This is a genomic window from Bacteroides ndongoniae, assembly GCF_900108345.1.
GTDB classification, from domain to species: Bacteria; Bacteroidota; Bacteroidia; order Bacteroidales; family Bacteroidaceae; genus Bacteroides; species Bacteroides ndongoniae.
On the sequence record NZ_FNVV01000014.1, the window covers coordinates 1,561,939 to 1,585,837 of the forward strand.

General features: G+C 45.9%; 29 protein-coding genes. 13 read left to right on the forward strand and 16 right to left on the reverse strand.

The window, feature by feature from the left end:
- Positions 1-76: 76 nt before the first annotated feature.
- From BQ5591_RS17275 to BQ5591_RS17285, 3 genes are all read right to left on the reverse strand, one after another.
- Positions 77-925, reverse strand: a complete 849-nt coding sequence (locus BQ5591_RS17275) for a hypothetical protein (protein WP_071150274.1) — start codon at positions 923-925, stop codon at positions 77-79.
- Positions 926-1,129: 204 nt separating this feature from the next.
- Positions 1,130-1,963, reverse strand: a complete 834-nt coding sequence (locus BQ5591_RS17280; protein WP_071150275.1) for a hypothetical protein — start codon at positions 1,961-1,963, stop codon at positions 1,130-1,132.
- A gap of 49 nt (positions 1,964-2,012) precedes the next feature.
- Entirely contained in the window at positions 2,013-2,243 is a 231-nt protein-coding gene (locus BQ5591_RS17285; protein WP_071150276.1) for a hypothetical protein, read from the reverse strand.
- 630 nt (positions 2,244-2,873) lie between these two features.
- On the opposite strand from BQ5591_RS17285, the gene BQ5591_RS17290 reads away from it, so the two are divergent.
- Positions 2,874-3,521 carry a ParA family protein gene (locus tag BQ5591_RS17290; RefSeq protein ID WP_071150277.1) on the forward strand — a complete coding sequence of 216 codons (648 nt, stop codon included), beginning with the start codon at positions 2,874-2,876 and terminating at the stop codon, positions 3,519-3,521.
- Between the two features lie 9 nt (positions 3,522-3,530).
- Entirely contained in the window at positions 3,531-3,899 is a 369-nt protein-coding gene (locus BQ5591_RS17295; protein WP_071150278.1) for a hypothetical protein, read from the forward strand.
- 371 nt (positions 3,900-4,270) lie between these two features.
- Here BQ5591_RS17295 and BQ5591_RS17300 read toward each other — a convergent pair whose 3' ends face one another.
- The 11 genes from BQ5591_RS17300 to dnaK form a co-directional block, all read right to left on the reverse strand.
- Positions 4,271-4,564, reverse strand: a complete 294-nt coding sequence (locus tag BQ5591_RS17300; RefSeq protein WP_071150279.1) for an LPD11 domain-containing protein — start codon at positions 4,562-4,564, stop codon at positions 4,271-4,273.
- A gap of 11 nt (positions 4,565-4,575) precedes the next feature.
- Complete coding sequence (locus tag BQ5591_RS17305; RefSeq protein ID WP_071150280.1) at positions 4,576-4,890, reverse strand: hypothetical protein; 315 nt, start codon at positions 4,888-4,890, stop codon at positions 4,576-4,578.
- 401 nt (positions 4,891-5,291) lie between these two features.
- Positions 5,292-5,813 (reverse strand): hypothetical protein, encoded by a 522-nt coding sequence (locus BQ5591_RS17310; protein WP_071150801.1) that lies wholly within the window; start codon positions 5,811-5,813, stop codon positions 5,292-5,294.
- Between the two features lie 368 nt (positions 5,814-6,181).
- Positions 6,182-6,562 (reverse strand): single-stranded DNA-binding protein, encoded by a 381-nt coding sequence (locus BQ5591_RS17315; RefSeq protein ID WP_071150281.1) that lies wholly within the window; start codon positions 6,560-6,562, stop codon positions 6,182-6,184.
- A 741-nt stretch (positions 6,563-7,303) separates the two neighbouring features.
- Complete coding sequence (locus tag BQ5591_RS17320) at positions 7,304-7,561, reverse strand: hypothetical protein (RefSeq protein ID WP_071150802.1); 258 nt, start codon at positions 7,559-7,561, stop codon at positions 7,304-7,306.
- A gap of 13 nt (positions 7,562-7,574) precedes the next feature.
- Positions 7,575-7,874 carry a hypothetical protein gene (locus BQ5591_RS17325; RefSeq protein WP_071150282.1) on the reverse strand — a complete coding sequence of 100 codons (300 nt, stop codon included), beginning with the start codon at positions 7,872-7,874 and terminating at the stop codon, positions 7,575-7,577.
- A 31-nt stretch (positions 7,875-7,905) separates the two neighbouring features.
- Positions 7,906-8,082 carry a ribonuclease P gene (locus BQ5591_RS17330; RefSeq protein ID WP_071150283.1) on the reverse strand — a complete coding sequence of 59 codons (177 nt, stop codon included), beginning with the start codon at positions 8,080-8,082 and terminating at the stop codon, positions 7,906-7,908.
- Between the two features lie 501 nt (positions 8,083-8,583).
- Entirely contained in the window at positions 8,584-8,946 is a 363-nt protein-coding gene (locus tag BQ5591_RS17335; protein WP_071150284.1) for a helix-turn-helix domain-containing protein, read from the reverse strand.
- 283 nt (positions 8,947-9,229) lie between these two features.
- Positions 9,230-10,486 carry a site-specific integrase gene (locus BQ5591_RS17340; protein WP_071150285.1) on the reverse strand — a complete coding sequence of 419 codons (1,257 nt, stop codon included), beginning with the start codon at positions 10,484-10,486 and terminating at the stop codon, positions 9,230-9,232.
- Positions 10,483-11,043 carry a helix-turn-helix domain-containing protein gene (locus tag BQ5591_RS17345; protein ID WP_071150286.1) on the reverse strand — a complete coding sequence of 187 codons (561 nt, stop codon included), beginning with the start codon at positions 11,041-11,043 and terminating at the stop codon, positions 10,483-10,485. Before BQ5591_RS17345 ends, BQ5591_RS17340 begins: the two co-directional genes overlap by 4 nt.
- Before the next feature lie 209 nt (positions 11,044-11,252).
- Positions 11,253-13,184: a molecular chaperone DnaK gene (gene dnaK, locus BQ5591_RS17350; RefSeq protein ID WP_071150287.1), complete on the reverse strand. Its 1,932-nt coding sequence runs from the start codon at positions 13,182-13,184 to the stop codon at positions 11,253-11,255.
- A 361-nt stretch (positions 13,185-13,545) separates the two neighbouring features.
- Between dnaK and BQ5591_RS17360 the strand changes: the two genes are divergently transcribed.
- The 4 genes from BQ5591_RS17360 to BQ5591_RS17375 are packed head-to-tail and all read left to right on the forward strand — an operon-like array spanning position 13,546 to position 16,587.
- The gene (locus tag BQ5591_RS17360; protein WP_071150289.1) at positions 13,546-15,081 is read left to right on the forward strand and encodes a peptide MFS transporter; all 1,536 of its coding nucleotides are present in this window, start codon (positions 13,546-13,548) and stop codon (positions 15,079-15,081) included.
- 39 nt (positions 15,082-15,120) lie between these two features.
- Complete coding sequence (gene hpt, locus BQ5591_RS17365; protein WP_071150290.1) at positions 15,121-15,660, forward strand: hypoxanthine phosphoribosyltransferase; 540 nt, start codon at positions 15,121-15,123, stop codon at positions 15,658-15,660.
- A 4-nt stretch (positions 15,661-15,664) separates the two neighbouring features.
- Positions 15,665-15,970 carry a DUF2442 domain-containing protein gene (locus BQ5591_RS17370; protein ID WP_235817109.1) on the forward strand — a complete coding sequence of 102 codons (306 nt, stop codon included), beginning with the start codon at positions 15,665-15,667 and terminating at the stop codon, positions 15,968-15,970.
- Between the two features lie 44 nt (positions 15,971-16,014).
- Positions 16,015-16,587: an adenylate kinase gene (locus BQ5591_RS17375; RefSeq protein ID WP_071150291.1), complete on the forward strand. Its 573-nt coding sequence runs from the start codon at positions 16,015-16,017 to the stop codon at positions 16,585-16,587.
- Between the two features lie 59 nt (positions 16,588-16,646).
- Here the strand turns inward: BQ5591_RS17375 and BQ5591_RS17380 are convergent, their stop codons facing one another.
- Both BQ5591_RS17380 and BQ5591_RS17385 read right to left on the reverse strand, forming a co-directional pair.
- On the reverse strand, positions 16,647-17,438 hold the full coding sequence (locus BQ5591_RS17380) for a hypothetical protein (protein ID WP_071150292.1): 792 nt from the start codon (positions 17,436-17,438) through the stop codon (positions 16,647-16,649).
- Entirely contained in the window at positions 17,435-17,842 is a 408-nt protein-coding gene (locus BQ5591_RS17385) for an HU family DNA-binding protein (protein ID WP_071150293.1), read from the reverse strand. The genes BQ5591_RS17380 and BQ5591_RS17385 overlap by 4 nt, the downstream gene beginning before the upstream one ends.
- A 276-nt stretch (positions 17,843-18,118) precedes the next feature.
- On the opposite strand from BQ5591_RS17385, the gene BQ5591_RS17390 reads away from it, so the two are divergent.
- The 7 genes from BQ5591_RS17390 to BQ5591_RS17420 all read left to right on the forward strand — a co-directional run bounded on the left by BQ5591_RS17390 (position 18,119) and on the right by BQ5591_RS17420 (position 23,895).
- Positions 18,119-18,424, forward strand: a complete 306-nt coding sequence (locus tag BQ5591_RS17390) for a DUF6922 domain-containing protein (RefSeq protein ID WP_022164306.1) — start codon at positions 18,119-18,121, stop codon at positions 18,422-18,424.
- Complete coding sequence (locus tag BQ5591_RS17395; protein ID WP_071150294.1) at positions 18,379-18,993, forward strand: nucleotidyl transferase AbiEii/AbiGii toxin family protein; 615 nt, start codon at positions 18,379-18,381, stop codon at positions 18,991-18,993. Before BQ5591_RS17390 ends, BQ5591_RS17395 begins: the two co-directional genes overlap by 46 nt.
- Before the next feature lie 30 nt (positions 18,994-19,023).
- Entirely contained in the window at positions 19,024-20,205 is a 1,182-nt protein-coding gene (obgE, locus tag BQ5591_RS17400; RefSeq protein WP_071150295.1) for a GTPase ObgE, read from the forward strand.
- The gene (gene pgeF / locus BQ5591_RS17405) at positions 20,202-21,014 is read left to right on the forward strand and encodes a peptidoglycan editing factor PgeF (RefSeq protein WP_071150296.1); all 813 of its coding nucleotides are present in this window, start codon (positions 20,202-20,204) and stop codon (positions 21,012-21,014) included. The genes obgE and pgeF overlap by 4 nt, the downstream gene beginning before the upstream one ends.
- 217 nt (positions 21,015-21,231) lie before the next feature.
- Complete coding sequence (locus tag BQ5591_RS17410) at positions 21,232-22,500, forward strand: acyloxyacyl hydrolase (protein ID WP_113740897.1); 1,269 nt, start codon at positions 21,232-21,234, stop codon at positions 22,498-22,500.
- A gap of 97 nt (positions 22,501-22,597) precedes the next feature.
- Positions 22,598-23,266 (forward strand): B3/B4 domain-containing protein, encoded by a 669-nt coding sequence (locus BQ5591_RS17415; protein WP_071150298.1) that lies wholly within the window; start codon positions 22,598-22,600, stop codon positions 23,264-23,266.
- Entirely contained in the window at positions 23,263-23,895 is a 633-nt protein-coding gene (locus tag BQ5591_RS17420) for a M23 family metallopeptidase (protein ID WP_071150299.1), read from the forward strand. The genes BQ5591_RS17415 and BQ5591_RS17420 overlap by 4 nt, the downstream gene beginning before the upstream one ends.
- Positions 23,896-23,899 lie beyond the last annotated feature (4 nt).

Consider the following 23,899-nt stretch of genomic DNA (forward strand, 5'->3'; position numbering starts at 1 on the left):
GATGGGGACAACGGCATACAAATGTTAAGAAAGGCCCACTGACAGGCAGCCGGCAGGTCCAATGAAGAATACGAAATCAATCTGTACAGAAGCCTGCCTGACAGCCTGAACCTGTACCATAAAAAAAGTCGAGCTGAAGCGGCAACCTGGATATGGATGAAAGACTCATTTTGTCCTTGAAGGTATTACCTTGAAGGTCCTCCTGTATAGCTGACCACCACATAACGGGAGGACATGTATCGAAATTCTTGCGCAACTGTGCCGGAGCCTTCCAGAAACAGTTAAGACAGTTGGAATCTTCCGGGAAGTCAATACCTTTGTCCTGCCAGTAACGCTGGATATCATAGTGGGTGATACGGTCTTCTATGAGAGGAAACTCACCCACACGCCAATGAATATCCTGCCAACGGTTAATCCAGCGGCAGGACCGCTCCTGCCACTCGGCCATATAAGCGAACTTGAAATTCTCGGTAAAACGCAATGCCCGTTCCTGTTCGTCGTAACGGTAGCCTATCCTCATACGAACGGGCAGTTCGTGGTAAAAATACAAAAATTCAAAAATAGGCTGCATTTTCAAGACGGTTGTACAAAAACGTTTGGTCCGATTGGGAATAGCACGCTTACGGCGTATCATTTCCTCCCAGCCCATACCGCGTAACCAGATAATCTCTCGCCCTATTCGCTGTTCGAGGTCGAAAATAACCTTGAGGACTTTCGGGTCCTCTGAAGTGGCCACAAATTCGGGATAATGTGAGCAATACTTCTGCAACCTGTCATTGACCATCTGCTTCATGCGCTTGTCAATGGTTGCTCCGGCATTGTGACAATCAATGCAACAAAGCGCAAAGACTTCGATATCTGCCGGGTAATGTACGGCAATGTAGGAAGATGTTTTTCCTCCAGACAAACTGTTTACTGTCTTCATTATTTTATATCTGATTTCAAATAACGATAAAAGCGAAAGGTATTTCACAATGTTTGAGGTGAGAAAGAATGTATCTCATCGTCTTAAAACTATGATGCTGTGAACCACAGACACAGCTTAATATCATACAATGTGAACACGTCATATTGTAACGGTGTGTCACTTTAACATTGAAATTATTGATACAAATACTATCCATAAACATTAATTCCGTGAAGAGGGCTTACAGCTCTCGTCACCTGTAAACTGTATAATATCTGTGTGCTCCTCACAATGGTGACACCAGTTGTTGCCATTGTCATCAATGCCAAGATAATCGACGAATTTATTATTTTCGTTTGGCCTGACCCAAGCAAGAGTTTCGACATCTGATGAACCGCACTCCTCACACACCCAATCTGGAGCATCTGTATCCGGCAAAAAGTTATTAAGACGTAACCAATGAACAAGCCCCAATAAGCTTTCAAGAAGAATTGTATCAAGTGGAACATCATACTCGCTACAATCCTTGTCATCAACAGTACACATCAGCCTGTCATCCTGTGCAAGATAAATATCGTACAGCATGGCACTCTCATATCCACCGGCAGTACAAGCCATACCTCTCTTGAAAACAACAGCCGGAACATCATCATACATATCTTCGGAATCGTGTTCCATGTGGTGAATCCCCACATTCTTGTAAAACGTTCCAAGACATCCTCCGACTCTGACAACGGCCTGACGCACCAGCGTGGCAAGATGCTGCCGAATGGCTTCACTCTGAAGCAAGAAAGGGTCCTTACGCATACGAGATTTCAGTTCGCAAATGACATCGTTGTATATGACATCAAACGGGGAATGGCCATCATGCTCAAAGACATACTTATCATTGTCGAAACCATACTTTACGGATATTACCTTACAAAACAATTCGTATTCGTGTTGAGCTAATTTCTGAATATTATCTTCACTATAAGGTACAGGGAAATACAACGGCTGCATGAGTTCAGTAATCCCCCTAAAAAGCTGTTTCTTGTCGATATTCTCTAAATTCATAAAATTATCCGATTAATATAAAACAACGAACATTGAATCACCAAGGTTACTAAATCAAACGAACCCAATAGTCCAGACTGTTAAAACTCTCGTCGTTGACGCAAGACAGAAATTCTTCAACGGTATATTTCCTGACCGAATCTTCATTGTCGGTACTATTCTCATAATCGGAAAGAATATCCTCATCAGACGCATCGCGGCTAAAACGATTGACAGGATAAGCATAAACTCCACGTTCGGAAAGAGGACGCACTTTTTCAGCTTGTTTTAAGATACTCATAACAAATAATATTTAAGAAGTTAATTAAAAACATTTGTTTCCCTTATGTCCCGGCTTACTCCGCCCGGAGGAAATTGTCGATTTTTCTGCCCCAAAGTTTGCACTATAGTGAAGACAAGTGTTTCTTGAAAAATACTCTCCAAAGGAGGAAGATTTTTCAAATGAAAAGCAAAGCATCACTTGGCAAAACGTTCAGGGGCAAACTAACTTTGCAGATAAAATGACATCACCTAACGGGCGACAACGGGTATAATGCAATAGAGATATAAGAGATTCGTATGATAAAAAAGATTTTTGCAGACACGTCATTGGCAGATATTGGAAAACATTCCAGGCCACCCACCATCTTTGCATTGGCAAGATAAAAAAGCTTTGTAGAACGAAATAATATAATTATACTTTTATTCAATAATATAATTATATAACGAAATGAAGATAAGTAATATAATAACATTGAAAATACAATATTCATCATATAGTATTATATATCATTAGTTTATATAAATTTATTAATTATACAATTATATAAATATACTTGCAATATTTATATAATTGTATAATTAATATTTTGATATTATAAGAGTATTATTTATATTTGCAAACAGCAAAAAAACTAAAACCTAAAGTGGCATGGAAAATAGAATTGTATTATTCAGCAACATCAAAGGAGGCGTAGGGAAAACAACCCTCTGCGCACTATTTGCAAGTTATCTTGCAGAAAACGGTATTCCGGTAATTGCCATAGATGCCGACCTTCAGGCGTCACTCTATCGCCACCGTCAAAGAGAACAAGATGTAGCTGTCGGAGTACAGGCTCCATGGAATGTCGATTTGCTTGACACTACGGACAGCAAACAACTAAAAAAGGTAATGACACAGCTTAAAAAGGTTCCCGGCGTTGTCCTAATTGATTGTCCCGGAAACCTGAACGACCGCAACCTTGAGTATATCTATAAGAGTGCTGACACAGCTGTAATTCCGATTTCATTTGATCCCGACACCGTAGATGCAACCGGCATTTTCATAAAGGCCCTGAAAAGTATATCGGAAGCCCAACTTGTGTTTATGCCTAACCGCATTATCACCTCGGAAAGAAAATCAGAAGAATTGAGGCAGAGAGCCCAAACTACAGAACTTCTTGGTCTGGTGGGAACCGTCACGCCGACAATAAAACAAAGTGTCACTGTGAAACGCTATACAACTTTGTACCCCTTGGAGAAGGCCCAACTGGATATTGTAAAACCGGCATTCAACAAGATTATGGAAATTATCAAATAAAAGATGAGTATGAAAAGAAATGAGAGACCTACAATAGACAATCCTTTGGCTAATATGGGGCTTGACCAGATAGTGCGCGGCATAACACAGCCGAAAACATTGAAAGATATAAAAGAGGAACAGGCGCAAGATGAAAAGGAAAGTCCCGAAAAGAAAACTAAAACAAAAAGAACGAGCAAAAAACTCTTTGAAGAAAATATAGTCAAATATACCGGTGTCGGGGGACAAGGAGAAGCAATCTGGCTACCAAAAGAAGTAAAAAAGGAATTAGAAAAAATCCGTGTTAACTCGAACAGGAATATTCCTCTGAGAACTCTTGCATCGGCGATTATTATGACGTATATTGAAGAAAACAAGGAAAAGCTTGAAAATCTGTAACTGATTGGCCAACAGCCTATATTAGTCAACAAGACGGCATTAATTGTATAATTACATGATTATATAATTATTGAATTATATAATCATGTAATTATATAATAATATAAATGTATAATAATATAATAAGTATGGAAATTATAATAGTCATTGCAGCAGTATGGATATTCGCTAAAATAGTAAAAGCCTTGCTGAGAGGTTATGGAAAAAGTAATTTCAAGGATGACAGGTAACAGTATAAATGGAATCTTTGTGCCCTGTTGCACAAGCAACCTGGAGTCATCAACATTGGTAACAATCAATGCTGCCAAACCATAAAAGTTCGTGCAGCATTGATAAAAAGGCGATTGCATATATGCCAACCGTCGGAAACCTTATGAGTCTGCGCCCAACATTTCGGCAGCATAGTGCCGGATTTGTTCCATTGTCAGCCATTCAGGCTTTTCGCCTGCACCGAAACTTTCATGAAGTTTTGTCATAAACTCTATCTGGCGTGTTTCATCGCCAGCCCACAAGACCTTGGGGTGCCTGCCACCATAGTGAAGATAATAATCACAATCAGACTGAAGACGTGATAATAACATATACCGGAATGTCTTGTTTCGATTGACTAACTCTTCAACCGTCAAACGGCCATTTTCATTTGTCTGCTCTGTACTTGATTTCATTTCCTTGTAAATTAATCAGTTACTTCATAAAAATAGTCCAATTCGTCACCTTTAAGGTTTTCTTGAGCATAAAGGTCAGCCTGTTCCCAAAGGCTATTATACAGCGTTGCAAACTCAGGGCATTTCTCATGATATTGCCATATCTTATGATTAAGCACAAGAATCAGTTCGGTAAGATACTTGTAATGCTCTTTCCACTCTTCAAAAGCACGATTGAATGTGTCCTGAATAGCTGACAAACCAAATCTGTCAGCTATTGTAAAGTCTTCCCAAAAGGTCGTCTGCAACTCGTAACCGTTCTCCTGCATAAATTCTTTGAATGTCATAACTATGAAATTTAAGTTGTTTTATTTTCCCTCTGGTCGCATCCTAGACCGAAGGCTGATTATTTTTCTGCCCGCAGATTGACAAACAGTCCGGACAAGGATGATGCGAAAAATACGCTTTCGAGAAAACGAAAGGAAGATTTTTCAGCAGCACGCTCGAAGCAGGCCTTGGCAGGAATAAGAGAAGTCAATCGAACTTTGCAGACAAAATAACCGCGTTTCGGATTGGATTGCACATCAAGGAAGATGCTGGTCAAGATTTATAAGCGGATATGCCGGTATGGCCGGAATATATAAAAGGCAATTGAACTACAAAGGGAAAGTACCGGGGGTGTTATAAAATGAACGCTGCAGCAAAATATACATCAATCATGCTGCAACGTCCATCATAGTTGTCAGTTTTATAGATTTCTACGCCCACGTATCTTCCATCCGTACACCTCTGCCACGTGCGGATATAGGGAACGTGTTCTGCGTCTGAAACCGGCTTCATCAATCTCATGGTTATAAATCATTTCTGCAATATGTTCTGCATCTTCTCTGTCTTTAGCGATGCGATAAAGAGTATAGTTCGTACCATCGTGGTGCGACATACGTCCCCTGATATTATAGCCGTCTCCGTACCACTCAGCTATCTCACATTGACTATACAGTATATTGGCAATATTATTTCCTAAAATCTGAAACCCTTGCCGCCGGCCATTCCAAAGACCGAGGTCACCAAATACTATAATAACGCCGTCGATAATCTTGTTAAGATTACTGCGTTCGTCTTCAAGTTCCCGGCGAAGTTCGTCGGCTATATCTTCCTCTGACAGTACATAAGAATCATCGCCCAACAATTCACGTTTAGACTCCTGCATTTCTGATTTCGTCTGTTCATCAAAAACAACTTCACTTGACCAAATAAACATCTGTTTCATGATATAAAAATATAAGTTATACATTCTGCTTCATTTCCCTGCTTTTGAGGTCTTACCTCACCGGCAGGATTTTGAATTGACGTGCCTTGACAAAGGAGAAAAGAGGTGAACAAGCCAAGGAAGAAGCGAATAAGTAGGATACTGGATCATTTATGTTTAAGAATTGTTGGCGAGTAAACGAGTTGATGATTCTTAACAGAAAATGATAAGCTCCTTGACGGTTCACCTCCTCCTTAATTTTGCACGTACAAATTCAATATCTGCGGTGGTAGAAACCCGGAATGACGTGATAAAAATGGAACTTCTGAAAGTGTGTAGAGATATAAAAAAAGCGGCCTGAAGGCCGCCTGTGTATGTAAAGGCAGGATTTATTTCCTGCCCTTTTTGCCTTTGGGAGCTTCCGCAGGAGCTTCTTCTTCCTTTTCAACGGCCGGATATAACTTGGTGGCCACCATTATAATGCGGTTCTTCTTGACACCGTCCTTGTCAGTCCACTCTTCAGGCTTGAAGTAGCCTTCAACTGTAAGCAGCGTTCCTTTGGTCAGATTCTCGAACGAAGAAGTGTTCTCGTTCTTTCTCCATGCTTCAATATTCATGAAGGCCGATACATAGCTGCTTTCCTCACCATTCTTTTCCTGACGGCTGACCGCTATTGAAAAGCGTGCTACACTTGCGGTGGTGAACTGACGGATTTCAGCATCCTTACCTACATAACCTGTTACGATGAAGTTGTTTTCTACCTTTTTCATAATCAATTGCTTTTAGAAGTTAAACATCAATTTTACGCTGCATGAAAAAGTAGGTGCTGTTCAAGGGACAAGCCAAGGATGTAGCGCAAATACTCTTTATTTTGGCTTTATGCCAAACCGAAGGCCTGATAAAGGAAGATTTTCGCATACACGCCATTGGCAGAGGCCATAGGCCACTCCCGGCTGCACACTATCTTTGCATCGGAAAATGATGACGACTTCGGACAAAAGCAATAATGAAAAAGCGGGAACAAACAACAAAAACAGGTTGGAAAAGGATGGAAATATAAATTCGTACTAACCGGCAAGGTACATCATAAAAATTGGAGCTGGCAGATTTATGAAGACAGGACAGAAAGCATCGGCTCCGAAGATATGGAGTATAAGGAGGATACGATAACACCAGGAGAATCTGGCTTGGAAAAAATGCAGCAGACAAAAGGCTGCCTGAATACGGGAATGGTCTGAAGGACGGTGATGGAAATGCATCGGAGGACACCATATCCGCCTTGAAAAGGAGAAATAAAAAAGAGAAAAGGAATAGGAAAGTAATGAATTATACATCTGGCCCTCTCAGGCCCGCATCAATAGCGCTAATAACGTAAAAAAGGCAGAGGCACAGCCAAAAGAAAACGACAGAGATATAAACGGATACGAAAGCATTAAAACAGGATTTATGCGGATGCCGCTTATAACAAGGAATCAGGTTTCTGAAAGGAATATTCCAGAAACCTGACCAATTCAGAACTGGGCCATTAAAACCCGATTTTCAAATACCTTATTCCTGTCGCTTGGCTTGCGCAGACACACCCAAATATGATGCTTACCAAAACCATAAATGAAGTATTTATCAAAATTGGTTGTATGCCTTAGTTTTTCCATACTTGCACGAAGTTCTTCTTCATCGGAAGACAAAAGTATCACATTGATTATCCGTAAATACAGGGCTGTAGCTTCGTCGCTATATTGACAAAATATATGTTCTATTATCACATCCATTTCGACAATTGATTTAAGATTCAAGATTTAGCTCCAAATCCGGAGCGTCATTTATAACAGCCAAACCATCAGTATTATATATTTCCATAGTGGGACAACCACCATTCTCATCAGGAAATATACGTTCAGAAGTATCACGAAGGACTTCATTTCTCTCCAGGTGAATGCGCTTGTCAGTGACATTAGTAACATCATCACATTTCCAGGAACGCACGATAGCTGCCGCTTCCTCATAATTCTCTGCTTCAACGGTAAAATAATCACGTTCCCAGCACGTAACTTTACAATCCTGATAAAATCTAAAATTTCCCATATCCCAATATATTTAATCGATCATCAATCAATCAATCGTAAATCGTTACTTCATCACGGTATTCGACAACCTCCTTACCGTTATCGAGCTGTACTACAATTCTGAGTCCGAAGTCTCCTACAACCGTTCCCTCTGTATAGCCTTTGTACGCTTCGTGCAAAGTGCATCTTGCACCAATGATTTCTGTCTGTTCTTCGTATTCAAACATAATGCTATCGTTTTGATTGTTATTATTTCCCTTATGTAGTATCAACTACTTCGGGGTTGATTAAAATTCGGGTGCTCAAAAGGTGTTATGGCTATTCATGCAAGTTTTCGTGTACAAATACAACCTCCAGAAAGGAGCGTGGAGATTTGTACGAGAATCAAAAGACATGAACTTGCTTTAATAGTTACCATAACATATACCTTTGCACCTTAATTTTATTCATAAGCCCCGAAAGTCTGATACACGGGAACAAACAACATATAAAAGGGAGAAGAAAGAGAATAAAAATAATGCAGCCAAAAGAAAAAATATCTTCTCTTTTGGCTGCATTATTATCTTAAAAAGTAGTTTAGTTTGGTTTGTTAGCTTTATATATGCTAAACTAAACTAAACCACATATAAGCAAATATAAAAACCTGACTGTATAAGTTAAAATGGATGTGAAACGATAGAGATAATATTTCCGATAGTGTCAACAATGACAAAACAAAGCCTGTTATATCAGAATTTACGCGCGTTCTTGGACTGAACAAATTGCTCTGCATCTCTTTCAAGCTCATACGATGATCTCATTTTGCTTTCTCGTAACCACAAGTTAATCTCTGATTTCAAGAACATGATCCGCTTTCCTTTCTTATGGAATGGTATCAGATGACAACTAGTCCATCCATAAACTGTTTGTTCTGCTGGATGACTTGGCAAGTACTCACATAATTCCTTTAAATTCATCCACTGTTCAGCAGGGGGTAGTTGGGATGTACTTGCTAGATTGTCTATCTTTAAATCAAGCTGAATAAGCTTATCTATTACCCACGATAATGCCTTTGGCAAATCTTCAAATGTAATGTTTCTTTTCTCGTCCATGTCTTCCTTTCAGTTATTATGGCTGCAAAGAAAAAAGGATTTTTATTGCTGATTTATCAATGCAGAGCAGCACATAAAAAAGCATAGACGATTCATTGAGTACATAAACATACATCATTGATTATCAAAACATATAATGATACAATCCATTATCGTTTTTTTCTATTTATGAATAGTATCATAAGAAAATCATAAGCCATCCATAAATAAAAGACATAAAAACTCATAAATTATATCAGCCACAATACCAACTGTAAAGATAGATAAGTCCATACCTATAACTCTATTCCGTAGATGACAAATCTAATTTAATGGTTTCGGTTGCCTTCTCCTTTTTTGCATCAATAACCTTTGTATATATCTGAGTAGTTTTAACATTTGTATGCCCAAGCATTTTACTTACAGTATATATATCTGTTCCTCCAGCAAGTTGTAGGGTAGCGTATGAATGGCGGAAGCAGTGAAATGTTATATGCTTTTTTATACCAGCAGCCTCTATCCATTTCTTTAACGGCCGGCTTATCCAAGCCGGATCCGGAAGCCCGGCAAAAACAAGCAAGTTTGAATCCTGACGTTCACCACAGAGTTGATAAGCCTGTTCGGAAATAGGCATATATTCAACACCTTTTGTCTTCTGCTGTGTAAAATTGATACGATAACCTCCATTAAACTCTTCAATTTCAGACCATTTCATTTTCTGAATATCGCAATGGCGAATGCCTGTAAGGGCCGAGAATAGAGCTGCACGTTTGAGTATTGGGCTACATGGAGTTTGGGCAAGACGATTGAGTTCATCAACGGTAAGAAATTCACGTCGGCTTTCCTTTTCCTGAATACCTTTGACTTTTGCGGAAATATCAACTGTCAAATATCCATCTATAAATGCCTGTTTTAATGCAGCCTTGAAGATTGAGAAATAAGTTGCAGCCGTATTCTGTGACACTGTACCACTTTTACCACCTCCCTGTGGTGCCGTCATCATAAAATTACGGAATGACTCAACCAAATGCATATCAATTTGGGCAAAAGTAATAGTATCACCATCAGCAAATATTTTCAGCAGTTCATGTACACGTCTCCAGTTAACAATGATTGATTCAGACCCACGGACATGACGAGTTTGTTGCACATGATTAAAATATTCGATGAAATTACAACGAGAACGTTCCAACATTTCTGCCTGTTGTGCATCTGTGTCTGAATAGAGAGCTGCATTATCGTATTCCTTTTGTCGAAGGCTTCTGACCTTGTCTGCATATATACAATTTTCTTGATCCAACTGCGATTTACATTGTATAACACCATTCATATCGCGTTTTGGCTTATAAGTATTTTTCCCATCTGCTTTCGTTCGGGATTTTTTTGATTTATCCCATATCGGAGTAGAAATTGTACGATTAAGATATTCTCGTACTCTTTGCGGAGTAGAAGAGCCTTTCTGAAATACTGGATATGCCTCAATATAAAGATACCATTCTTCCCGATAATCAGTTTTTCTAAGTTTCACAGAAACTCTTGTATTTGCCATAGCTTTTTTCATTTCTTTGCGCCTTTATATAGTTCATCAATTTCTTTTTTAGGTACATAAACGAAATTACCTATTTGTCTTGTAGGAATAGAGTATTTACGGATATGTAAATATACAGTGGAATCATTTAAGTGATATTTTTCTGCAATTTCACCAATAGTATAGCAATCCTCCGGTTCCAAACTATAAAGCTTTGCCACAGGTTTTGATTTAGTCAAAGCTTTTCTTCGTAGTGGATAAAGTTTCAGTAACTCCTCTTTGTTAACCCGGATTTGATTTACCCCAAGATTTATATGCGAAATTGCGCCTTTATGTATCAGACGATATAGAGTATCTATACTGATACCGAACAGGGCATAGGCTTCTGATACTTTGATATAATCTTGGTTATCCGGAATGTTTTTCACGATTTCATCCAAGCGTAGGTTTCTCTTCTCCTCATCTCTCCTGCGTTTATATGCTATATTGGAACAGCGTTTAGAACAATACCATGATTCTATGGTTTTAGCAATAAACTCCTGACCGCATATTTGGCATTTACGCTTTATCTCGAACTTTGCTACTGGCATAATGCTGATTTTTAACTGTTTGCATTCAACTTATTTATATTTTATCGCAGATTTCCTACTTTTTTATCGCGGTACAAATATGGTACAAATATACAATAAAAAAACAGCAAACAAACAAAATCAAAGAAAAAAACAAAAAAAAGAAAAGAGGTGTAACTTATTGAGTTACACCTCTTTTCTTATGGATATTTATCGTTGTTTATCGATACTTATTTCACTTCCTCAAAATCAGCATCCTGAACATTATCATCCTGTTTGCCATTGTTTTGAGCATTTCCTTGGCCGGCGTTGGCACCACCTTGGAAACCTGCACCTTGCTGTGCACCACCTTGAGCACCAGTCTGTGCATACATCTCAGCGCTGGCAGCTTGGAAAGCAGTGTTCAGTTCGGCCATTGCACTGTCGATAGCAGCCAAATCCTGAGCTTTGTGAGCGTCTTTCAGTTTTTGCAAGGCAGCTTCAATAGGAGCTTTCTTGTCGGCAGGAAGCTTATCGCCCAGTTCCTTCAACTGATTCTCGGTAGTGAAAATCATTGAGTCAGCCTGGTTCAGCTTATCGATACGTTCCTTTTCCTTCTTATCTGCTTCGGCGTTGGCTTCGGCTTCGGCTTTCATACGTTCGATTTCTTCTTTGCTCAAACCGCTGGAAGCTTCGATACGGATGGCCTGTTCCTTACCGGTAGCCTTATCCTTGGCAGATACCTTCAAGATACCGTTGGCGTCGATATCGAATGTAACCTCAATCTGAGGAACACCACGACGAGCCGGAGCAATACCTGTCAGGTTGAACTGACCGATTGACTTGTTCTGAGCAGCCATAGGACGCTCACCCTGCAGTACGTGAATGGTTACCTCGGTCTGGTTATCGGCAGCCGTCGAGAAGACTTCACTCTTCTTGCAAGGAATAGTTGTGTTGGCATCAATCAGTTTGGTCATTACACCACCCATGGTCTCAATACCCAATGTCAACGGAGTAACATCCAGCAAGACGATGTTGCCCACACCGGCTTCCTTATTCAATACGGCACCCTGAATAGCAGCACCTACGGCTACAACTTCATCGGGGTTAACACCCTTCGAAGGAACTTTGCCGAAGTAGTCCTGAACCAGTTTCTGAACGGCCGGGATACGAGAAGAACCACCTACCAGGATTACTTCATCGATATCGGAAGTGCTCAAACCAGCATCGCTGACTGCCTTCTTACACGGCTCCAAGCAAGCCTGAATCAAGTCGTGAGTCAGTTGCTCGAACTTAGCACGAGTCAAAGTCTTAACCAAGTGCTTAGGCACACCACCTACCGGCATGATGTACGGCAAGTTGATTTCGGTAGAAGTAGAAGAAGACAATTCGATCTTCGCCTTTTCGGCAGCTTCCTTCAGACGTTGCATTGCCATCGGGTCGGTTGTCAGATCGGCACCTTCGTCGTTCTTGAATTCCTGTACCAACCAGTTGATGATAGCCTGATCGAAGTCATCACCACCCAGGTGAGTATCACCATTGGTAGAAAGCACTTCGAATACACCACCACCGAATTCCAGGATAGAGATATCGAACGTACCACCACCGAGGTCGAATACGGCAACCTTCATATCCTTGTTGGCCTTATCCACACCGTAAGCCAAGGCGGCTGCAGTCGGTTCGTTTACAATACGTTTAACGTCCAGACCTGCAATCTGACCGGCTTCCTTCGTAGCCTGACGCTGTGAGTCGGAGAAGTAAGCAGGAACGGTGATAACGGCTTCTGTTACTTCCTGTCCCAGGTAATCTTCGGCTGTCTTCTTCATCTTCTGAAGAATCATTGCTGAAATTTCCTGCGGAGTGTAGTGACGTCCGTCGATGTCAACACGCGGCATGTTGTTGTCGTTCACTACCGGATAAGGTACACGAGCGATTTCTTTCTGTACCTGTGCCCAATTTTCACCCATGAAACGCTTGATGGAGTACACCGTACGTTTCGGGTTTGTGATAGCCTGACGTTTGGCAGGATCACCTACCTTACGTTCACCACCATCTACAAATGCCACTACGGAAGGAGTTGTACGCTTACCTTCGCTGTTGGCGATTACTACAGGTTCGTTGCCTTCGAATACAGCAACACAAGAGTTTGTAGTTCCTAAGTCAATACCAATAATTTTTCCCATGATCGTTATTTTTTTATTTGTTATTATTCAGTTGATTTCTGTCCGCCTCATCGGCAGACGCCTATTAAAGGACAAACGTTGTGCCAAAGGGGGAAATAGATACCAGACCTCCTTTTGTGTCACGTTTTACGGTCATTTTGGCAGAAAGAGAGACTATCAGACTGACGAAAAAGCTGTTACGGGCATTGAGCGGCAGCAACCCTACGGCCGGGAGAGCTGCCGCCATTTCATTCCACTTGGCAAGAGAAAAGACGAAATTAGCATCATTTATCCAAAGGAAATAGAAGAAACTGTGCGTGCTGTCACGAAGAATCACTACTTTTGCAGCAAAATTTTAAAAAGGCATAATAATATAATAACAATGAGTACATCCAAACATCCCAAAGGGCTCTACCTGATTTTTGCTACCAGCACGGCAGAGCGCTTCAGCTACTATGGCATGCGTGCCATCTTCATTCTGTTTCTTACCCAAGCATTGCTTTTCGATACCGAAAGGGCTGCCTCCATCTATGGCAGCTATACGGGGCTGGTTTACCTGACACCGCTTATCGGCGGCTATGTAGCCGACAAGTACTGGGGTATCCGGCGCTCCGTCTTCTGGGGAGCCATGCTGATGGCTATCGGACAGTTCCTGATGTTCTTCAGCGCTTCGATGCTCGATGCGCAAGAGTTATCGCACGGACTGATGTACGGCGGACTTACATTTCTTATATTAGGAAACGGATTCTTCAAGCCTACGGTATCGTCGCTCGTCGGACAGTTGTACGAGCCTGGTGACCGGCGACTTGACTCGGCCTATACCATATTCTATATGGGTGTCAACGTAGGCTCGTTCCTCGCTCCGCTTGTCTGTGGTTACTTCGGCGAAACGGGCAATCCTCAGGACTTCAAATGGGGCTTCCTGATTGCTGCCATCGTCACGGTATTCACTGTGGTGCTGTTCGAGTCGCAGAAGAGCAGATACCTCAACGGTCCCGACGGACAGCCATTGGGCATCGTGCCCGATGCACGCAAGGAGACGGAAGGCAAAAAGACCCAAACGCCGACGCCGGAAGAGGCCCGACGCAAACGCCGCAACCTGTGGATATGCTGCGCGATGGCCGTTGTGCTTGCCTTGTTCTTCTACTGGTGCTTCGGCAACGACTGGATCAGCATCGGCATCTTTACAGCCTGCATTGTTTTCCCGGCCAGCATCCTGATGGACGGTTCGCTCACCAAGATAGAGCGCGACCGCATTTGGGTGATTTACATCATCGCCTTCTTCGTCATCTTCTTCTGGGCAGCCTACGAGCAGGCCGGCGCTTCGCTCACGCTGTTTGCTTCGGAGCAGACCGACCGTGTCATTTTCGGCTGGGAGATGCCTGCCTCGTGGATTCAGTCGTTCAATCCCTTCTTTGTCGTCATTCTGGCAGCCATCATGCCGGGCGTATGGGGAGCATTGGCTCGCCGGCACATGGAGCCTTCTTCACCCACCAAGCAGGCCATCGGATTGTTGCTCCTGTCGTTGGGCTATCTGGTCATCTGCTTCGGAGTGAAAGACGTACAACCCGGCGTTAAGGTAAGCCTCATCTGGCTGACGGGCCTGTACTTCATCCATACGATGGGCGAGATTGCCCTTTCTCCCATCGGGCTGTCGATGGTGAACAAGCTGACACCCGTCCGTTTCGCTTCGCTGATGATGGGCATCTGGTACCTGTCCACGGCCACGGCCAATAAGTTTGCCGGTACGTTGTCGGGGCTTTATCCCGAAGCCGGAAAGGTGAAAACGCTGCTGGGTTATCGCATCGAGACGATGTTCGACTTCTTCATGGTGTTCGTTGTCATGTCGGCCGCGGCATCGCTCATCCTCTTCCTGCTGTCGAAGAAATTGCAGAAGATGATGCATGGAGTGGAATAAAATCGCTACCTTTGCATCAATTTAAGATTCACAAGCCCCATGGATAGCATACAGATTAAAGACAAGAAGTTCACCGTCTCCATCAAGGAGGAGGACATATTGAAAGAAGTGAGCCGCGTGGCCAACGAAATCAACCGTGACCTGGCCGGCAAGAATCCGCTCTTTCTGAGCGTACTGAACGGTTCGTTCATGTTCACTGCCGACCTGATGAAACGCATCACCATCCCCTGCGAGATATCGTTCGTCAAGTTGGCTTCGTATCAGGGAGTCGCATCGACAGGCGCCGTCAAGGAAGTCATCGGCATCAACGAAGACCTGAGCGACCGCACGGTGGTCATCGTGGAAGACATTGTGGACACAGGCCTCACCATGCAACGCCTGCTTGAGACGTTGGGCACCCGCGGGCCCAAAGAGATACATATCGCTACCCTGCTGGTAAAACCCGAAAAGCTGAAGGTGAACCTCAATATAGAGTATGCCGCCATGAGCATCCCCAACGACTTCATTGTGGGATACGGATTGGATTACGACGGATTCGGACGAAACTATAAGGACATTTATACGGTAGTAAACGAATAAACGTATGAGTCCTATCTTCAAAAGAGAAGAAGGTTTCTGCTTCAATTTGCAGAACACATCGGCAAGCGTATTAATGATTAATGCGCAAGGCATCATGCTCTCGGTCTTGGGTAACGACTACTTCATTTCGTACAACCGTGTACCCTGGCTGAAAGATGCACGTATATCAGACGTACTGAATGTCAAGATGTGCGGACAATCTGCCATCGAATGGGAAGCCTTGGGAATTGATCTGGAAATAGAAAGCCTGAAACATCCCGAACGCTATCCGCTCATTATGAAACGGAATCCTCTGGATACAATCAGTTAATATTTACAATTACATTATAAACATTTAATCACTAATCAAAAACAATGCTGAACATTGTAATTTTCGGTGCCCCCGGTTCCGGTAAGGGCACACAAAGCGAGAGAATTGTAGCTAAGTATGGCATTAACCACATCTCCACGGGGGACGTGCTGCGTGCCGAAATAAAGAACGGTACCGAGCTGGGAAAGACAGCCAAGGGATACATCGACCAGGGACAACTCCTCCCCGACAACCTGATTATCGACATCCTGGCTTCCACGCTCGATAGCTTCAAGGATTCGAAAGGCGTCATTTTCGACGGCTTCCCACGTACCATCGCACAAGCCGAAGCATTGAAGAAGATGCTGGCCGAGCGCGGACAACAGGTGAGCATAATGCTCGACCTCGACGTGCCCGAAGACGAACTGATGAAACGCCTCATCCTGCGCGGACAGCAGTCAGGCCGTGCCGACGATAACGAAGAGACCATCAAGAAGCGCCTCACCGTTTATCACAGCCAGACCGCTCCGCTGATCGACTGGTACAAGCAGGAAGGCCTCTACGCCCACATCAACGGACTGGGCGAACTGGAGACTATCACAGCTGATATCTGCAAGGCTATCGATGCTGTGAAGTAAAAAGAAACAAAATACGGGGCTGAATACTTAATATTCAGCCCCTATTCATATCTTCTCCGTCAATACTCCCAATATTCTTTCAACCCCCATTCATCCGACTCACTTTTAAGTAGCCTCATCAGGGCAGGTTTATGTTCTATGCCCACGAGCACCACTACCCGTCTGCCAGGGAAAGTAACAACCGTCCGTCGTATATTAGCGGCCATTATCTCATTCCGTTTCCACCAATGTGCTGCCCATAGCTTGGCAAAATCCAACCAATGAGAAAGATTTGGTGTATGCTCCACCACGGACACCAGTTTGGGATAAAGAATCTGCTCACGTAGAGAAAGATAACCCATCGTCATGCTGGAATTCATATCTCTTGCCGAAGCAAATTTCATACCATTGTAATCCATTACTTGAAGCACCAATTCTACGTCCTCTTGCGCCCGCTTATCCAGCCTGCCTTCTCGATAACAGGCCAACACATCAAGCCACATACTATCCTGCCTTTCAAAATAGCGATGCTCACGATACCACGCATTACGCCCTGACACGTCAAACGGACGCAACAAAGCTCCTTGTTCCGTCTGATAACGATGTGCAGCAATGTTTTCATTCGTGGAAAGCAGATCGGGAAAACGCTCCAAGTCGAAACGGAAGTCACTGTCAAAAAATGCAGTGTCCAATTCTATCAGTACCACATCAGCATCCGCTTGGCAAAGAATCCGATAGACGGTGTCGCTATCAAAATACGAACGGGGACTGTGAACAGTACCCACAATGCAAAGTTCCGTCTTCTTCTGAGCCTGTGCCATGTACAGACAACAACTCAACAACAAACAAAAAACTATCCTCAGTTTCATCATCTTATTTTCTTTTCAATGTTCAGCTCCGTCCACTCCACCCTGTCAGGCACCAGCGTGCGCCCCGTCACCTTGCCGTTCTGCTCGCGCTGATATTCGGGGATGAAGCGCACCTGCAGTTTCGAGAACTGCTGACCCGATACTTCTTCGGGCGTATCCACCCCTTGCCCTTCGGCACGACCGGTCAGGTAGAACGTGCCTACCCCTTTCAGCTTCACAGAATAGCCTGCCTCCAGCATACTGCCAAGCACCTCGCCCAGCCCCACCAGCACGGCGTACGTATCGCCCTTGCTAACGGTCGAAATGCGCGAAAGCCGTTCGGCCACCTGATCCGTATCCATGGTTCCTACCGTAAACGAACGCGGATACCACTTGCCGTTCATCTTCTGTTTCTTGTAAAAAGCCATATCTTTATCATTTAAATGTTATTGTCCACTCCCCCTCCACCGCCGGCTTGGCCATCCCCGCCTGCCGACCGTACAGGGCTTTCCTTATACCTTTAATAGGAATCATCCGGGATGATTGGTAGAATCATCCGCAATGATTATAGGAATCATCCCGGATGATTCCTTCTTCACTTGCAAAGATAATATACGAAAGGCAGATATGCAAGACGGATGAGTCAGTATCATAGCATTATAGGAAATTATTTGTATCTTTGCAGATGAAAACAAGAATGCGATATGAACGGAAAGAACTGTATCGAACGACTCTCGCCCGTACTCCTGTGGGATATTGATCCCGAAAAAGCGGACATGGACACTTGTCCGCAACAGATTATCGTACGCGTACTGGAATACGGCACACTGGAGGACTGGCGCCTCATCCGTTCCTATTATGGACTGGACAAAATCGTTGAATGCTGCAAGCAGGCACGTTCGCTCGACCCCGTAGCGTTGTCGTTCATCTGCTGCATATCGCACACAAGGAAGGAGGAATACAGATGTTATCATACCGCACAGTCGAACCCCACACCCTGGAATTGCTGAAGAAGCTGATGGCAGCCAAATGCCTGTCGGGTACAAGGTTGGTGGGCGGAACCGGTCTTGCCCTCCAGTACGGACATCGCATGTCGGTAGATATTGATCTGTTCGGGGAAATGGAAGACAACGATGAAGCCATTAAGGACGTTCTGCGCCAAGCGGGGCAACTGACCATCCTGAAGGAATCTAAAGACATCAAAATCTATGTCATAGACCGCATCAAGTTGGATATCATCCATTATGCCTATCCATGGATTGCTCCCTGCATCGAAGAGGATGGTATCCGCCTGGCATCTCCCGAGGACATCGCCGCAATGAAAGTCAATGCCATCGAAGGGCGTGGAACGAAAAAAGATTTCATTGACATGTATAGTCTGTTACAGCATTATACATTAGAAGAAATCCTGAAATTCTACCAGCAGAAATATCCCGAACATTCCATCTTCCGGGCACTGATGAGTCTATCCTACTTCGAGGATGCCGATACACAACTGATGCCCAAGATGTTTATACAGACCACCTGGGAAGAAATGAAGGCCGACATACAAAAACAAGTAGAAGCCTATTCCCGTTAAATAGATAATAATCATTAATATCGAGACATTATGGCAGAATCGAACTTTGTAGACTACGTAAAGATATATTGCCGCTCAGGCAAGGGCGGACGGGGCTCCACACACATGCGCCGTGCCAAGTACGTGCCCAACGGAGGACCCGACGGCGGCGATGGCGGACGCGGCGGACACGTCATCCTGCGCGGAAACCGCAACTACTGGACCTTGCTTCACCTGCGCTACGACCGCCACATCATGGCCGGACACGGCGAAAGCGGATCAAAGAACCGCAGCTTCGGCAAGGACGGCGAGGACAAGATTATCGAAGTGCCCTGTGGAACCGTGGTGTACAACGCCGAGACGGGCGAGTACATCTGCGACGTCACCGAACACGGGCAGGAAGTCATCCTGCTGAAGGGCGGACGCGGCGGACTGGGCAACTGGCACTTCAAGACAGCCACCCGACAGGCACCACGCTTTGCGCAACCCGGCGAACCGATGCAGGAAATGACCGTCATCATGGAGCTGAAGCTGCTGGCCGACGTCGGACTGGTGGGCTTCCCCAACGCAGGCAAGTCAACCCTGCTCTCGGCCCTGTCGTCGGCCAAACCGAAGATAGCCAACTACCCGTTCACCACGATGGAACCCAATCTGGGCATCGTCTCCTACCGCGACGGCAAGTCGTTCGTCATGGCCGACATTCCCGGCATCATCGAAGGAGCCAGCGAAGGACGCGGACTGGGTCTGCGCTTCCTGCGCCACATCGAACGCAACTCGCTGCTGCTGTTCATGGTGCCCGCCGACAGCGACGACATCACCCGTGAATACAACATTCTGCTGAACGAGCTAAAGAACTTCAACCCCGAAATGCTGGACAAGCAGCGCGTACTGGCCATCACCAAGTGCGACATGCTGGACCAGGAACTGATGGACGAGATAGAGCCGACCCTGCCCCAAGACGTGCCTCACGTGTTCATCTCCGCCATTTCGGGTCTCGGCATCAACGTGCTGAAGGACATCCTGTGGGAAGAACTGAACAAGGAAAGCAACAAGATTGAGGGCAAGATAGAAAGCATCGCCCACCGTCCCAAGGACATGAGCCACCTGAAGGAAGAACTGGCCGACGAAGGCGAAGACGAAGACCTCAGCATCGAATACGTGGACGAGGACGACGTGGAAGACCTCGAAGACTTCGAATACGAAGAAGAAGACTGGGAGGACGACAAGCAATGAGCCGTCTCAGCCCCGACAAGCGAATGTTGGAGTATGCACTAAACAGTGCATGCCCCGACATTTTTGCATTCAGCACCACCCGTCACGGCGGCATCAGCACAGGCACATACGCCTCGCTGAACTGCACGCCCTACACAGGCGACACTGCCGAGAACGTCTGCCGCAACCGGGAACTGCTTCTGCAAGCCATGCCGCAACGCCCGCAGGAACTTATCATCCCCTGGCAGACACACGGCACAGCCTCCCTCGTCATCGACACCGACTATCTGCAGGCCGACCCGCAGACACGGCACGACCGCCTGCAAGGCATCGACGCCCTCATCACCCGCGAGCCGGGCATCTGCCTTTGCATCTCGACGGCCGACTGCATACCTATTTTATTATACGACCGCCGACATCGTGTCGTCGCTGCCGTCCATGCCGGCTGGCGGGGCACAGTAGGCCGCATCGCCCTGCACACATTGGAGCGGATGCAGACCCTCTACGGCACCGAGGGCAAAGACGTGCATGCCATCATCGGCCCCGGTATCTCGCTCGCCGCCTTCGAGGTGGGCGAAGAGGTGTACGAAGCCTTCCGCGCTGCCGGCTTCCCCATGCCTTACATCGCCGAATGGAGGAACGACACCCACAAGCATCACATCGACCTGTGGGCTGCCAACCAGCTGCAACTGCTGGACTTCGGTCTACCCGCCACCCAGATAGAGACTGCCGGCATTTGCACCTACACCCGTCACGAAGATTTCTTCTCCGCCCGCCGGTTGGGAATCAAGTCGGGGCGTATGCTGTCGGGCATCATGCTGAAAGCGTAAGAACAGCTTTGCCCAACCGCCCGTGCGGCAAGCCGCAATCATAATAAATACTAATAGTAGTCCGGTTTGGAGTTTTTTACGTACTTTTGAATTCCTTTATCGAACAAGGCTGAAGCAGTATGCCTTTGGCAACCGGCGGACATCAGTTCCTCAAGGTCCTATCGCACTGCTACAGAGCTGCAAACAATAGAATCGGAACATCATTGAACCAGAAAAGATGAAAAGACAAACAAACCGGACGAGAGTACTCTGCACTTGCATAGGCCTTATCGCATGCCTCGTGACAGGAATGCCGCTCGCCGCGCAACATACCGGCAACCATACCCTCCCGACGGATACGTCCGCTTGTAGCCAACCGAGCGTATCCAGAAAGCTCACCCATCAGCTCGGCATCGACTTCCGCCCTGCCTACGTAGTACCTACCAACGACTTTTTCGACGGAGACAACTCCACGGGGCAACCCATACGCAACGTGTGGTCGGTGCACCTGAAGTACGCTTTCCGCTTTAATAAGGATTCAAGGATGGGACGGCTTTATCCGCACGCTTATCAGGGCATCGGCGTGTCGTACAACCACTTCGACAACCGTCCGCCCATCGGAAGCCCCGTCGCTGTCTACGCCTTTCAAGGCTCACGCATCGCCCGACTGTCGCCCACTCTCTCGCTGGACTACGAATGGAACTTCGGCGCTTCCTTCGGGTGGGAGAAGTATCACGTACCCGAGGACGGATCACAAGTGCTGGGCTACAACGACGTGGTAGGCTCGAAGATCAATGCCTACATCAATCTGGGCTTCTTCCTGAACTGGCAAATCAATCCCCAATGGAACCTGACAGCGGGAATCGACCTGACCCACTACTCCAACGGAAACACCCATTACCCGAACAGCGGAGTGAACCCTGTAGGCGGGCGAATCGGCCTGGTACGGACCTTCGGAGCAGAAAACAGTACTCCGACAGGCAACTCCGGACAGCTTCTGCCGAACGATTTCCACCCCCACTTCAGCTACGACCTCGTCGTATATGGAGCGACACGCAAACGGGGATACATCGACGACTACAACATGGGACATCTGATACCCGGCTCGTTCGGCATTGTCGGCCTCAACTTCAACCCGATGTACGACTTCAACAAGTATTTCCGGGCAGGCATCTCGCTCGATGCCCAGTTTGACGAAAGCGCCAACCTGCAGGGACATTATGCCGGAGGGACTGACGACGATCCGAAATTCTACCGGCCACCCTTCCGCGAACAGTTTGCCGTAGGCCTGTCGGCACGTGCCGAACTGGTCATGCCCATTTTCTCAGTCAACATCGGTATCGGGCACAACGTGCTCTACAAAGGAAAGGACACCAGGGGCTTCTATCAGATACTGGCACTGAAGACATTCCTTACCCGCAACCTCTTCCTTCATACGGGCTATCAGCTCAGCAAGTTCAAAGACCCCAACAACCTGATGCTGGGCTTGGGATGGCGATTCAGATAAACGAAAAGAAAAGTGAGGCCCGCCGGAAGAACATAGCCGATAAAAACGTACTTTTGCACTTTGAGAAATAAATATGACATAAACATCAGAATACATCATGTATCAACTCACATTATCCGAAGAACTGAAATCGCGCTGCCCCGAATACCGCGGAGCAGCCGTCTATGCCGAAGTCATCAACACGCCCTACAGCGAGGGACTTTGGCAGGAAATCGATATATTCACCCAAGAACTGAGGGCTAACGAAACAACCGACGGCATCAAACAGCAACCTGCCATTGCCGCCACCCGCGAGGCCTACCGCCGATGCGGCAAAGATCCCAGCCGCTACCGTCCCTCGGCTGAAGCCCTGCGCCGACGTCTGCTCCGCGGACTCGAACTGTACCGCATTGATACGCTGGTCGATCTCATCAACCTCGTCTCGCTACGCACAGGCTACAGCATCGGCGGCTTCGATGCCGACAAGATACAAGGCACCAACCTTTGTTTAGGCATCGGACGTGCCGGTGAACCGTTTGAAGGCATCGGACGTGGCGTACTCAACATCGAAGGACTGCCCGTCTTCCGCGATACCGTGGGAGGCATCGGTACCCCAACCAGCGACAACGAACGCACCAAGATGGATGTCGGTACCCGCCACATACTGGCCGTCATCAACGGCTACGACGGCGACACGGCCCGTCTGCAACAGGCTGCCGAAATGACACAAGAACTCTTAAGAAAATACGCTTCTTCCGATGGGGGAAGCATCTGCTACTTCGAATGAAAACATCGCTATTCATTATCCTTATCGGACTGCTGACGCTGAACGTCCACGCACAGGAAAAACCTCCGGTGTTCTCGAACATGGAGAAGAACCACATCCGGGTGGCCACTCCGGGACTGTTCGACAAAAGTAAAAGCATCCATATTCATCTGGACAGTCTGGCGCCAACCGACTACAGCTTCCCTCTGCCCGGCGGCAAAGTCATTTCGCCCTACGGACGGGGCGGCGGGCGACACACGGGTATCGATATCAAGACCCGTGCCAACGACACCATCCGTTGCGCTTTCAATGGCATTGTGCGTATGTCAAAGCCATATAGCGCCTATGGCAACGTCATCGTGGTGCGCCATCCTTCAGGGTTGGAAACCGTCTATAGCCACAACTCCAAGAATCTGGTGCAGAGCGGCGACACCGTAAAAGCCGGACAAGCCATTGCCCTGACCGGACGCACGGGTCGGGCAACGACCGAACACCTGCACTTCGAGACACGCATCAACGGACAGCATTTCAACCCCAATATCCTCTTCAATATGAAGACCGAAGCCTTGCGGCACGAATGCATCCGCTGCACCAAGAATGCGAACGGCATCGTCGTCAAGCCTGTATTGAAAAATAACACAGCAAAGTGATAGG

Coding starts and splice junctions, on each gene's coding strand:
- BQ5591_RS17335 (WP_071150284.1), bottom strand. CDS start 8,946: ATGGACGAGAAAAGAAACATTACATTTGAAGATTTGCCAAAGGCATTA.
- BQ5591_RS17360 (WP_071150289.1), top strand. CDS start 13,546: ATGAGTACATCCAAACATCCCAAAGGGCTCTACCTGATTTTTGCTACC.
- BQ5591_RS17340 (WP_071150285.1), bottom strand. CDS start 10,486: ATGAAAAAAGCTATGGCAAATACAAGAGTTTCTGTGAAACTTAGAAAA.
- BQ5591_RS17295 (WP_071150278.1), top strand. CDS start 3,531: ATGAAAAGAAATGAGAGACCTACAATAGACAATCCTTTGGCTAATATG.
- BQ5591_RS17370 (WP_235817109.1), top strand. CDS start 15,665: ATGAGTCCTATCTTCAAAAGAGAAGAAGGTTTCTGCTTCAATTTGCAG.
- BQ5591_RS17375 (WP_071150291.1), top strand. CDS start 16,015: ATGCTGAACATTGTAATTTTCGGTGCCCCCGGTTCCGGTAAGGGCACA.
- BQ5591_RS17380 (WP_071150292.1), bottom strand. CDS start 17,438: ATGATGAAACTGAGGATAGTTTTTTGTTTGTTGTTGAGTTGTTGTCTG.
- BQ5591_RS17345 (WP_071150286.1), bottom strand. CDS start 11,043: ATGCCAGTAGCAAAGTTCGAGATAAAGCGTAAATGCCAAATATGCGGT.
- BQ5591_RS17420 (WP_071150299.1), top strand. CDS start 23,263: ATGAAAACATCGCTATTCATTATCCTTATCGGACTGCTGACGCTGAAC.
- obgE (WP_071150295.1), top strand. CDS start 19,024: ATGGCAGAATCGAACTTTGTAGACTACGTAAAGATATATTGCCGCTCA.
- BQ5591_RS17390 (WP_022164306.1), top strand. CDS start 18,119: ATGAACGGAAAGAACTGTATCGAACGACTCTCGCCCGTACTCCTGTGG.
- BQ5591_RS17285 (WP_071150276.1), bottom strand. CDS start 2,243: ATGAGTATCTTAAAACAAGCTGAAAAAGTGCGTCCTCTTTCCGAACGT.
- BQ5591_RS17280 (WP_071150275.1), bottom strand. CDS start 1,963: ATGAATTTAGAGAATATCGACAAGAAACAGCTTTTTAGGGGGATTACT.
- pgeF (WP_071150296.1), top strand. CDS start 20,202: ATGAGCCGTCTCAGCCCCGACAAGCGAATGTTGGAGTATGCACTAAAC.
- BQ5591_RS17305 (WP_071150280.1), bottom strand. CDS start 4,890: ATGACATTCAAAGAATTTATGCAGGAGAACGGTTACGAGTTGCAGACG.
- BQ5591_RS17315 (WP_071150281.1), bottom strand. CDS start 6,562: ATGAAAAAGGTAGAAAACAACTTCATCGTAACAGGTTATGTAGGTAAG.
- BQ5591_RS17415 (WP_071150298.1), top strand. CDS start 22,598: ATGTATCAACTCACATTATCCGAAGAACTGAAATCGCGCTGCCCCGAA.
- BQ5591_RS17300 (WP_071150279.1), bottom strand. CDS start 4,564: ATGAAATCAAGTACAGAGCAGACAAATGAAAATGGCCGTTTGACGGTT.
- BQ5591_RS17325 (WP_071150282.1), bottom strand. CDS start 7,874: ATGGGAAATTTTAGATTTTATCAGGATTGTAAAGTTACGTGCTGGGAA.
- BQ5591_RS17385 (WP_071150293.1), bottom strand. CDS start 17,842: ATGGCTTTTTACAAGAAACAGAAGATGAACGGCAAGTGGTATCCGCGT.
- dnaK (WP_071150287.1), bottom strand. CDS start 13,184: ATGGGAAAAATTATTGGTATTGACTTAGGAACTACAAACTCTTGTGTT.
- BQ5591_RS17290 (WP_071150277.1), top strand. CDS start 2,874: ATGGAAAATAGAATTGTATTATTCAGCAACATCAAAGGAGGCGTAGGG.
- BQ5591_RS17330 (WP_071150283.1), bottom strand. CDS start 8,082: ATGTTTGAATACGAAGAACAGACAGAAATCATTGGTGCAAGATGCACT.
- BQ5591_RS17395 (WP_071150294.1), top strand. CDS start 18,379: ATGTTATCATACCGCACAGTCGAACCCCACACCCTGGAATTGCTGAAG.
- BQ5591_RS17320 (WP_071150802.1), bottom strand. CDS start 7,561: ATGGATGTGATAATAGAACATATATTTTGTCAATATAGCGACGAAGCT.
- BQ5591_RS17410 (WP_113740897.1), top strand. CDS start 21,232: ATGAAAAGACAAACAAACCGGACGAGAGTACTCTGCACTTGCATAGGC.
- BQ5591_RS17275 (WP_071150274.1), bottom strand. CDS start 925: ATGAAGACAGTAAACAGTTTGTCTGGAGGAAAAACATCTTCCTACATT.
- BQ5591_RS17310 (WP_071150801.1), bottom strand. CDS start 5,813: ATGAAACAGATGTTTATTTGGTCAAGTGAAGTTGTTTTTGATGAACAG.
- hpt (WP_071150290.1), top strand. CDS start 15,121: ATGGATAGCATACAGATTAAAGACAAGAAGTTCACCGTCTCCATCAAG.